Annotated in this window: 7 protein-coding genes; 5 read left to right on the top strand and 2 right to left on the bottom strand. The window is 53.2% G+C overall.

Going from position 1 to position 10,122, the window contains the following annotated elements:
• Nucleotides 1-283: 283 nt before the first annotated feature.
• Together A6301_RS04280 and A6301_RS04275 are read left to right on the top strand one after the other, a co-directional pair.
• On the top strand, nt 284-2,467 hold the full coding sequence (locus A6301_RS04280; RefSeq protein ID WP_234257193.1) for a TonB-dependent siderophore receptor: 2,184 nt from the start codon (nt 284-286) through the stop codon (nt 2,465-2,467).
• A 5-nt stretch (nt 2,468-2,472) separates the two neighbouring features.
• A complete protein-coding gene (locus tag A6301_RS04275; protein WP_234257192.1) occupies nt 2,473-3,555 on the top strand; it encodes an ABC transporter substrate-binding protein in 1,083 nt (360 codons plus the stop codon).
• Nucleotides 3,556-3,633: 78 nt separating this feature from the next.
• On the opposite strand, the gene A6301_RS04270 is transcribed toward A6301_RS04275, so the two are convergent.
• Both A6301_RS04270 and A6301_RS04265 read right to left on the bottom strand, forming a co-directional pair.
• A complete protein-coding gene (locus A6301_RS04270) occupies nt 3,634-4,311 on the bottom strand; it encodes a type 1 glutamine amidotransferase domain-containing protein (RefSeq protein ID WP_107170053.1) in 678 nt (225 codons plus the stop codon).
• 47 nt (nt 4,312-4,358) lie between these two features.
• Nucleotides 4,359-5,777 (bottom strand): coniferyl aldehyde dehydrogenase, encoded by a 1,419-nt coding sequence (locus tag A6301_RS04265; protein WP_234257191.1) that lies wholly within the window; start codon nt 5,775-5,777, stop codon nt 4,359-4,361.
• Nucleotides 5,778-5,947: 170 nt separating this feature from the next.
• Between A6301_RS04265 and A6301_RS04260 the strand changes: the two genes are divergently transcribed.
• The 3 genes from A6301_RS04260 (at nt 5,948) to A6301_RS04250 (ending at nt 9,882) form a co-directional block, all read left to right on the top strand.
• A complete protein-coding gene (locus A6301_RS04260) occupies nt 5,948-6,838 on the top strand; it encodes a LysR family transcriptional regulator (RefSeq protein ID WP_215483766.1) in 891 nt (296 codons plus the stop codon).
• A gap of 301 nt (nt 6,839-7,139) precedes the next feature.
• The gene (locus tag A6301_RS04255) at nt 7,140-8,699 is read left to right on the top strand and encodes an MFS transporter (protein ID WP_205540155.1); all 1,560 of its coding nucleotides are present in this window, start codon (nt 7,140-7,142) and stop codon (nt 8,697-8,699) included.
• A 43-nt stretch (nt 8,700-8,742) separates the two neighbouring features.
• Nucleotides 8,743-9,882 (top strand): glycoside hydrolase family 105 protein, encoded by a 1,140-nt coding sequence (locus A6301_RS04250; RefSeq protein ID WP_107170051.1) that lies wholly within the window; start codon nt 8,743-8,745, stop codon nt 9,880-9,882.
• Nucleotides 9,883-10,122 lie beyond the last annotated feature (240 nt).

The following is a 10,122-nucleotide window of genomic DNA, read 5'->3' as shown; positions in this document are numbered from 1 at the left end:
TGCGGGCCGTTGCTTGCGCAACGTTGAAAAACGCTCCCGACGTTTTTAGACAGGACATTCCTGTCCGCTATATTTCCTGTTGCAGGTAGGGAAATACCTACAATGTAGTACTTTTCATACACCCTGTTTTTATATTTGAATATTTAAAATTCAACGTTTTATAAAATAAATCCCTCTATCGCTCTCCTTATTTTCTTCTTGTCATGTCTGTATAGTATGCATCGATATATAAATGATTACATATCGATAATTGACATAATATTGACCAACAGGGATATAGCGGATGAAAGCCCGAAAAAATAATAGAAAAAAAGCACAGTGGTTATTGCCAGCATTAATGGTGGTTGTTCCACCGGTATTAAGCGCCGAACCGGCAACGATCAAAGACAGCGAAAAGACAAAAGCGGCTGACGTGATGGTCGTCAAAGCCGATCGCAGCGAGGCGAATGCGAATCTGGCCGGTGCAGGTATGACGGCCGACGATATAGAGATCGGGTCATTAGGCAAACGCTCAAGGTTGGATACGCCGTATTCGACCACGACCGTGACGGAAGCCATGATAGCCAATCAGCAGGCAAAAAATGTTAACGATCTCCTCAAATATAACGCGTCCAGCCAGATGCAGGCGCGTGGCGGCATTGACGTGGGTCGTCCGCAAAGCCGTGGTATGCAAGGAAGCGTGCTGGCGAACAGCAGATTGGATGGGTTAAATATTATTTCCACCACCGCCTTTCCGGTTGAGATGCTGGAGCGACTGGATGTGATTAATAGCCTGACTGGCGCACTGTATGGGCCTGCCAGCCCAGCCGGACAATTTAACTTTACGCAGAAAAGGCCAACGGCGCAGACGTTAAACCGTTTTACCGTAGGCTATTCTGGTAAAGGTGCGGCGATGGGCCATGCCGATCTGGGTGGGCATCTGGGAGACGAAAACCAGTACGGTTATCGTATAAACCTGCTACAGGATGAAGGTGAAGGAAGTATCAGCAACAGCACGTTGCGGCGGCAATTAGCCAGCGTGGCATTTGATTGGAATCTCTCGCCTGATACGGTGTTGGAAGTCAACGCCAGCGAGTACCGCTTCAGAAAAATGGGCTATGCGGGTGGGTTTGGCTATGGGCCGACGATGCAGCTACCTAGCGCGCCAGATATTACGAAACAGGGATACGGGCAGAGCTTTGCAGGTCTCGATCTGATAACCAAAACGGCTAGCACACGCCTGAAACACTACTTCAATAATGACTGGTACGCCTCGGGTGGCGTGGGCTATCAAGTCGCCGATCGCGGTATGCGTTCGCTGTCGCATAATATTTTGCCATCAGGAGAGGTGGAAACCACTCTGGATCGGCAATACTCATCCGGGCGTTTCCGGGTTCTGAGTAATACGCTGCAGTTGAACGGTCATATCGATACGGACGGGCCTTCCCACGATGTGGTATTCAGTACCACTGGGTATCAATGGACGATGTTTTCTTCTCCTGGAGAGGATGATGAATATACGCTGGGAACCAGTCCCATCAATGCGCCACGGCATTACAACGATCCCAGCGATGGACGTTTTTATGCCGGTTCTGGTCACTATAAATCCAGCCGTACCAGCCAACAGGCTATCACTGTGGGTGATACGATCACCTTCAACGATCGCTGGTCAGCGATGGGTGTAGTGAGCCAAAGTTGGTTGACCTCACGCAGCTTCACTAATGGTAGTGTGCAACGTGCGACGGGCACCAGTCCGACGCTGTCGCTGATGTACAAACCCTTACCAAACGTAATGACCTATGTCGCCTATGCTGATTCTCTGGAGCAGGGGGATACTGCTCCTAATAGCGCGGTGAACAAAGCGCAGACGTTGAAACCTTATCGCAGTACCCAATATGAAGCGGGCGTGAAATCCCAATGGGATGGGCTGAACCTGAATGCGGCGGTGTTTCGTCTGGAGCGGCCTTTCGCCTATGTTGATCCTTCCGATAACGTGTTCAAAGAGCAGGGGAAACAGGTTAATACCGGGTTAGAGTTGGCAGCGGATGGTGAAGTGCTTTCCGGTTTGCACGTCTATGCCAGCACGACGCTGCTGGACCCCAAGCTGACCGATACGGGGATTGCAGCAACGCGTGATAAGCGGGTACTTGGCGTGCCGAAGTTTCAGGCCAATTTGCTGACGGAATATAGTCACCCGGCTTACCCCAATATGGTCTATACGGCGAACCTTCACTATACCGGTAAGCGTGCGGCGAATAATACCAATACGAGCTGGGCTGATAGCTATATGACGCTGGATCTCGGCACACGCTACGGCTTTAAAATTTATGATAAACCAGCGGCATTCCGTGTTGCACTCAACAACGTCACCAATGAGCATTACTGGAGTTCGCTCTTCCCTTATAACCAAAATGGGAAAAATGGTGCCTCCAGTGCTTTTGTCGGAGAGCCGCGTGAAATCCGCGCGACTCTGACCGTCGACTGGTGAGTACGATGCTGAAACGTTACCTTACCATGCGGTACCGCAAGCCTCTGCTTAATGCGCTAATGCTGTTGGCGGTGGGTTTCTCCGGTGTACATCAGGTTCAGGCGGAAGCGCCTGAATCCGCACCGCGGACGATTCACTATTACGGCGATCGCTCTGTGACGGTGCCTGCGACGGTTGAACGGGTTGCCACCTCGTGGAATGCGCAAAACTCGATACTGGCGATGCTGGGCTATGGCGATCGTATTGTCGGGACGACGAAGCTCGTGCGCGATATGCCGCTGTTCCGCCAGTTTGTGCCGTCCATTACGCAGGCTTCGCTGGTTTCCCAGAGTGGAAATATGGGAATTAATACTGAAGCACTAATTGCGCGCCGTGCTCAGGTCTTTTTCGTGTCGGAAAATGTGCCTATTGCTGAAGCTGAAGTATTGCGTAAAGCTGGAATTGCCGTGGTGCCACTGCGTTACAATTCGCTGGCGGCGATGGTGGAGCGCACGTTGATTACCGGTGAGATTCTGGGGCCGGAGGCGTCGCGTCGGGCACAGGATTTTGCCGCCTACTATCAGGATAACGTCAGGCGAGTGACGGAGGTTATCCAGCGCATTCCGCCACAGCAGCGTGTAAAGGTCTACCATTCGGTTGGCGATCCGTTGACGACATCGGGACGTCCTTCATTGAATCAGGACTGGATGGATCTGGGCGGTGCGATTAACGTGGCTGAGCCGTGGTTTAGCCAAAGTGGCGTGACAACGGCGCCTGTTTCGCTTGAGCAAATTTTTCAGGCCGATCCCGATGTGATTATTACGATGCAGGCTGAAGATGCGAAAGCTATCCGTCAGGATGCAAAGTGGCAGCAGTTGCGTGCGGTAAAAGAAGGGCGTGTTTACGTCAATCCGCTGGGCATGTTCTGGTGGTGTCGAGAAACGTCGGAGCAGGCGCTGCAATTTCTTTGGCTGGCAAAAATGCTCTATCCGCAGCAGATGCAGCACATCGATATGGCAAAAGAGACGCATGATTTTTATCAGCGCTTTTACGGGATCGATTTGACTGCGCAACAGGTAGCGTTAATTTTGTCTCCCCCAGTACATTAGGGGAGTGACTTGATAACAGGGCCGCATTGTGATGCGGCCCTGTTTTTTTAGACACAGAAAAATGAGGTATCGCGCAGATTACGCCAACTGCTTGAGGATCGCTTTGGCGACGACTTCTGAGCTAGCCGGGTTCTGACCGGTGATCAGCTTGCCGTCTTCAACGAGGTATGGTGCCCAGTCGGGACCTTTTTCATACAGGCCACCGAGTTTCTTGAATTCATCTTCAATCAGGAAAGGTACCACGTCCGTCAATTGAACGGCTGCTTCTTCACCGTTGGTGAAGCCTGTCACTTTACGGCCTTTAATCAGGGCGTCGCCATTCTCTGCTTTCACGTGAATCAGTACGCCCGGTGCGTGACAGACAAAACCAGTCGGTTTGTTGGCTCGAACAAAGGCTTCGATGAGCGCGATAGAAACCGGTGATTCTGCCAAATCCCAGAGCGGGCCGTGGCCGCCCGGATAGAAGACGGCATCGAAATCCTGTTCGCTGACGGTATCGAGTTTTACCGTATTGGCCAGTTCCTGCTGTGCGGCAGGATCGGCTTTAAAACGATGTGTTAGCTCGGTTTGAAAATCAGCGAGATCGCTTTTCGGGTCGAGAGGTGGCTGGCCACCAGCAGGGGAGGCGAGTACCAGCTCGGCACCGGCGTCTTTAAAGGTGTAATAAGGGGCAGCAAACTCTTCCAGCCAGAAACCGGTTTTATTACCCGTGTTGCCCAGTGTGTCGTGAGAAGTCAGGACCATTAAAATTTTCATCATTTTTCTCTCTATAGTTGCAGGATGATCGGGTGAATAGCTGCCGGTTACCCTTTGAGTACGGCGACAATTGCGTCTTGTTTCTCATGGTAAGGTGCACGTAGCGTTAGGTTAGACGCCCCATCTTCACTCTGTATGACAATCGGTTTGGCATGGCTGAAACGGCGGAATCCGTGAACGCCGTGGTATGCGCCGATGCCGGATGCGCCAACGCCGCCGAACGGAAGTGTGTCTATAGACACGTGCGTCATTACATCGTTGATAACCAGCGCGCCTGATGTCGTTCTGGCTGCGAAGCGCTGCTGCATGGCTTCATCATGGCTGAACAGATACGCCGCCAGCGGACGTGGATGTGCATTGATGTAGTGAATCGGTTCCTCTGCTGCCTGATAGGTTTTAATCGGCAGCAGCGGGCCAAAAATTTCTTCCTGCATGATCGTCATATCATCATGTACGCCGAACACCAGATGCGGTGCAATCTTGCGGCTTTTCGCATCGTAGGGCGCTTCACCTTCTGGTGCCAGGCTGACGACGGTCGCGCCCTGCTGTTCAGCTTCTTTCAGAATACGAATCAGGCGATCGTAATGCCTGTCAGCAATGATAGACGTGTAATCTGGGTTCGCCTGTAACGTCGGGAAACTTTTTTGCATAAACGCTTTCGCGGCATCGCGGAAGGCTTGCTCTTGACCTTCGGGCAGCAGCACATAGTCCGGTGACAGGCAGATTTGTCCGGCGTTGAAGGTTTTCACCGTCAGCGTGCGTTCAACGGCTTCGGTGATGTCTGCGCTGCGATCAATCACGACAGGGGATTTGCCACCCAGCTCCAGTGTGACCGGCACCAGATTCTCAGCCGCCGCACGCATCACATGCTTCCCTACGGCGGTGCTGCCAGTGAAAACCAGGTGATCGAACGGCAGTTCGCTGAATGCCTGACCAATTTCCGCATCGCCCAGCACCACGGCCAATTCTAGAGGGTCAAAATAGTGGGCGATCAATTCCGCCAGCAGCTCAGACGTGCGCGGCGTGAGTTCTGACGGTTTCAGAATCGCGGTATTACCGGCGGCAAAAATGTCAGCCAGCGGGCCGAATGACAGGTTCACCGGGAAATTCCACGGGCTAATCACGCCGATCACGCCCAGAGGCTGATGTTGAATCCACGCCTGCATGCCGGGAGCGGGTTCATCAACCGGCTCTGGTTGCATCCAGCGTTCCACGTTGTCGATGGCATTCTGGAGTATTTTCAGTGTGATGCCGATATCGGCAGCGAAGGAGTGATACAGGCTGCGATGGCCGAAATCCTCACTCATGGCCTGTGCGAGCGCCGCATGGTTTTCACGGAGCAGGTTGATGCTGCGCTGTAAGCGATCTTGACGCAGCGCGGCATCGGCTGGGCCAGATGCAATGTGAGCACGCTTCATCGTATTCAGGATGGCTTGTAAATCCTTTTTGGATTGTTGTGTCGACATGTTTTGTCCCCTTTTTTGTCGTCGAGTACCAGAGAAAACAGAAAGTTAACCGGGGTTTCCGGGTCGCTCAAGATGGGATAAAGGATACGGCAGGGGTTGATCCGTCCGCCAACAAGATTATTATTCGAGGGGTATAAATAATTTTATATCTCAGTTTCTATAGGTATCGTATGTCACTCCTTCGTCTACGTACGTTTGTGGAAGTCTATCGGCAGCGCTCGATTAGCGGAGCGTCGCGCGCGCTCAATCTGACTCAGCCTGCGGTATCGCAGCACATTGCCGGGCTGGAGGTGGCGGTGGGACGGCGTCTCTTTGAGCGTCAGGCTAACGGCGTGACGCCAACGTCGGCAGCAGACGACTTAGCGGCGGATCTCGGAGATAAGCTAGATGAAGCCGAAGCCGCGTTAGCCTCTGCACGCGCGCGGTCAATGGACGTTGCGGGAACACTGCATATCATAGGTCATGCGGATTTCATGGCTGAAGTGGTGTCAGAACAGCTGTTGCCGCTACTTGAGGCGGGTGTGCGGGTGCATATGCATACTGGTGATGGTGACTTGATCAAGCAGATGTTGCTCGAAGGACATTGCGATCTTGGCATAACGGCGCACCCCGTGACAGATAAGCGGCTGAAAAGCGATCTGTTAAAGAGTGCAACCCTCCAGGCGGTGGCGTCTCCCGCGATTGTCGAACGGTTGGTACAGGCGGACGACCTGCCGCAGGCGCTGGCGCAGGAGCCGATGCTGGCGTATGACCTTGAACTTCCTCTGATTAACCATTGGTTGAAGAAGAACCGCATACAGGACAGAGGGCTGGTGCCTGCCGTCGTGAGTCAGGATCTGCGTGCGCTGCGCCGTGTGCTGACCAGCGGGTTTGGCTGGACGGTGATGCCGATATATTTATGTCAGGATCTGCTGGACTCGGGGGAACTTGTCATTATCCCGCCGCCTGTCGGCACCACGCAGTTGGATTACTATCTGGTCTGGGTGCCGGGCGCACTGCGCCAACCGCGTTTAGCTCATGCGCGGCAAACTTTCCTGTGGCGCTTGCAGCACGCGGAGTAATCTCGTCCTCGGTTAAAAAAATGCTGTTTTTCAATACATAATGAGGCGTAGCCCGTTGCCTGTTCCGCTTTCCTTTTTGCTTGCTCCTCACTTTCCATCCTGTGATCGCCATAAACGAACTGTTGGTTTTGTTCAGTTAAAATAGCTTTTTATAAAATCTTTGACGCGGATCGCACCAATCTTCCCTGTGCTGCCAGCGTAGGGGGCGTGGTGGCAAAAGCGCAAAGGTTTTCACGATCGCCGGGCGCTACCGTATCAGCGTGACACCTTCATAATTAAAAATGTTCGGGGAAGGATGGCGATGAAAACGCGTAAGATCGGTTTGGCTAACTATTTAGCCTACGGTTCAGGGGACTTTCTTGGTGCTGGTACAACGGCGCTGACGGCCGCTTGGTTACTCTATTTTTACACCACGTTCTGTGGATTAACGCCGATTGAGGCAACGTTTATTTTTGCGATGGCGCGAGTGCTCGACGCCGTCGTCAGCCCGCTGATGGGCTTCCTGACTGATAACTTCGGTTCAACCTGGCTGGGCAAACGCTTTGGCCGCCGCAAGTTCTTTATTTTGCTCGGTATTCCCTTCGTGTTCAGCTACAGCTTCATGTGGGTGGGGGATATGAGCTATTGGTACTATCTGCTGACCTACCTGCTGTTTGATGTCGTGTACACCATGGTGCTGGTGCCGTATGAAACGCTGGTGCCGGAAATGACCGACGATTTCAAACAAAAGACCAAGTTCTCCGGCGCACGTATCGCGCTGGCGCAGCTGTCTGCCATTTTAGCTGCCTTCCTGCCGGGTATCCTGCTGGGCTACTTTGGCAAAGACAATGCGGTTTCCTTCTTCTATTCGAGCCTGGTGTTCTCCGTTATCTGTGCGCTGGTGCTGACGCTGGTCTATTTCTTTACCTGGGAGCGGCCGCGCGATCAGATGTCGGAAGCCTCGCTACGGGCGGAAAAAGAGCGCCAGTCTCTGACGCTGGGTGAAAGCCTGAAACGCCTGAACGTTGAACTGGTTTCAACGCTGCGTATTCGCATTTTCCGCCAGCATCTTGGGATGTATCTGGGCGGGTATATTGCGCAGGATGTGTTCAACGCCGTATTTACCTACTACGTGGTCTTTGTGCTGATGCAAAGCCCGACGATGGCTTCTAACCTGATGGGAACGATGGCAATTCTGCAATTCATCGCGGTGATTGGCATGATCCCGTTGTGTATTCGTTTTGGGCCAGCGCCGTCTTACCGCTTGGTCGTGTGCCTGTTTGGCCTGAGTGCGCTCTCCTACGCTGTCCTGTGGTACAGCGGCCTGCATGACACCTTCTCTCTGCTGCTGTTGATTTCTGCGTTGGCGGGCATCGGGCGTGGTGGGATCAACTATGTACCGTGGAACACCTACACTTACATCGCTGACGTGGATGAAGTGATCACCGCGCAGCGTCGTGAAGGGATCTTTGCCGGGATTATGACGCTGACGCGCAAAGCCTCTCAGGCTGGTGCGGTGATGCTGGTGGGGATTGTGTTGCAACTGTCTGGCTTCGTATCCGGGCAGAGCGTACAAGCGCCGGGCGTTAGCCACACGATTCTGATGATTCTGAGCTTCGGCACCGTAGGCGTGTTGGCGCTGGGCTTCCTAGTCTCTCTGCGTTTTAAACTCAATTTGCAAACGCACAGCGTGCTGCGCGAGGAAACGCTCAAAATGCGTGAGGCTGGGCGTCCTGTGCCAGAGAAGATTACGCCGCAGGCGCGAGCCACGGTCGAAATGCTGGCGGGTATGCCGTATGAATCGCTGTGGGGTAACAACAATATCGGCTACCTGAACCGTCATAAAGGTGACAAGCCGGTAACGCACGCCACGCAGTCGTAACTGTATTGAACTGTTAACTGATAACTCAATTGGATGAATGACTATGACCGTATTCAGTGTAAAACATAGCCCGCTTTTACGTCAGCCGGAACGCTTCATCTCCCGTGAGGATCTGAAGGCGCTGATTTGCCGTATCACCGACAACCTGGTGAATATTGAGGATAAAACCGGTGAGTTCTTGTTACGGCTGGACGATGGTCGGGTGATTGATACCAAAGGCTGGGCAGGATGGGAGTGGACGCACGGCATCGGGCTGTACGGGATTTATCAGTATTACCAGCAGACGGGTGACGAGCAGATGCGCGCCATCATCGACGACTGGTTTACCGAGCGTCTGGCGGAAGGTACGCCGACGAAGAACGTGAACACCGTGTGCCCGTTCCTGACGCTGGCTTATCGCTATGAAGAAACGGGCGATGCCCGCTGGCTGCCGTATCTGGAGCGCTGGGCGGAGTGGGTGATGTACGAAATGCCGCGCACGGACAAGCAGGGCTTGCAGCACATTGTTTATAACAATGAAAACCACCAGCAGATGTGGGACGACACGCTGATGATGAGCGTGCTGCCGCTGGCGAAAATCGGCAAGCTGTTAAACCGGCCAGAGTTTGTGGAAGAAGCCACGTATCAGTTCCTGCTGCATGTGCAATATCTGATGGATCGCGAAAGTGGCCTGTGGTTCCACGGTTGGACGTTTGAGGGGCAGCACAACTACGCGAAAGCGCGCTGGGCGCGTGGTAACAGCTGGCTGACGATTGTTATTCCTGAATTTATCGAACTGCTGGATCTGCCGGAAAACAACGCGACGCGTCGCTTCCTGTTGCAGGTGCTGGAAAGCCAGATTGAAGCCTTGGCGAAATATCAGGATGACAGCGGCCTGTGGCACACGCTGATCGACGACCCAAACTCATACCTAGAAAGCTCGGCAACCGCTGGTTTTGCCTATGGTATTTTGAAAGCGGTGCGCAAGCGCTACGTCGACCCACGCTACGCTGAGGTGGCGGAGAAAGCGATTCGCGGCGTGATTAATCACGTTAATGAGGATGGTGAGCTAACGCAGGTATCATTCGGCACGGCGATGGGCAACGATCTGGATTTCTACCGCAACATCGCGCTGACCTCCATGCCATACGGTCAGGCCATGGCGATCCTGTGTCTGGCGGAATATTTGCGGGTCTATCTGTAATTGGATTAACGCGAGCGTTGCCTCTTAGTCATATCGGTTATGCTGGCTAAGGGGCAGTTTCGTGCGCCACACCGTCGCTATTCATATGCGATACCGTATACGCGCCCGACGCAGGGCGCTTGTATCTTTCTCACGTAGTGATTAGCTATCACTACATGAAACAGAGTGAGCTTCCGTAGGGCGCTAAGGCTATCAACCTTGCGATTGAGTTTAAGCCCTCTGTTTCACCTTTCACGCCAG

Origin of the sequence: Pectobacterium sp. IFB5596 (genome assembly GCF_021432585.1) — a bacterium.
GTDB lineage: Bacteria > Pseudomonadota > Gammaproteobacteria > Enterobacterales > Enterobacteriaceae > Pectobacterium > Pectobacterium punjabense.
Note: the sequence above shows the minus strand (reverse complement) of the source record. Positions and strands in the feature narration are given on the sequence as shown.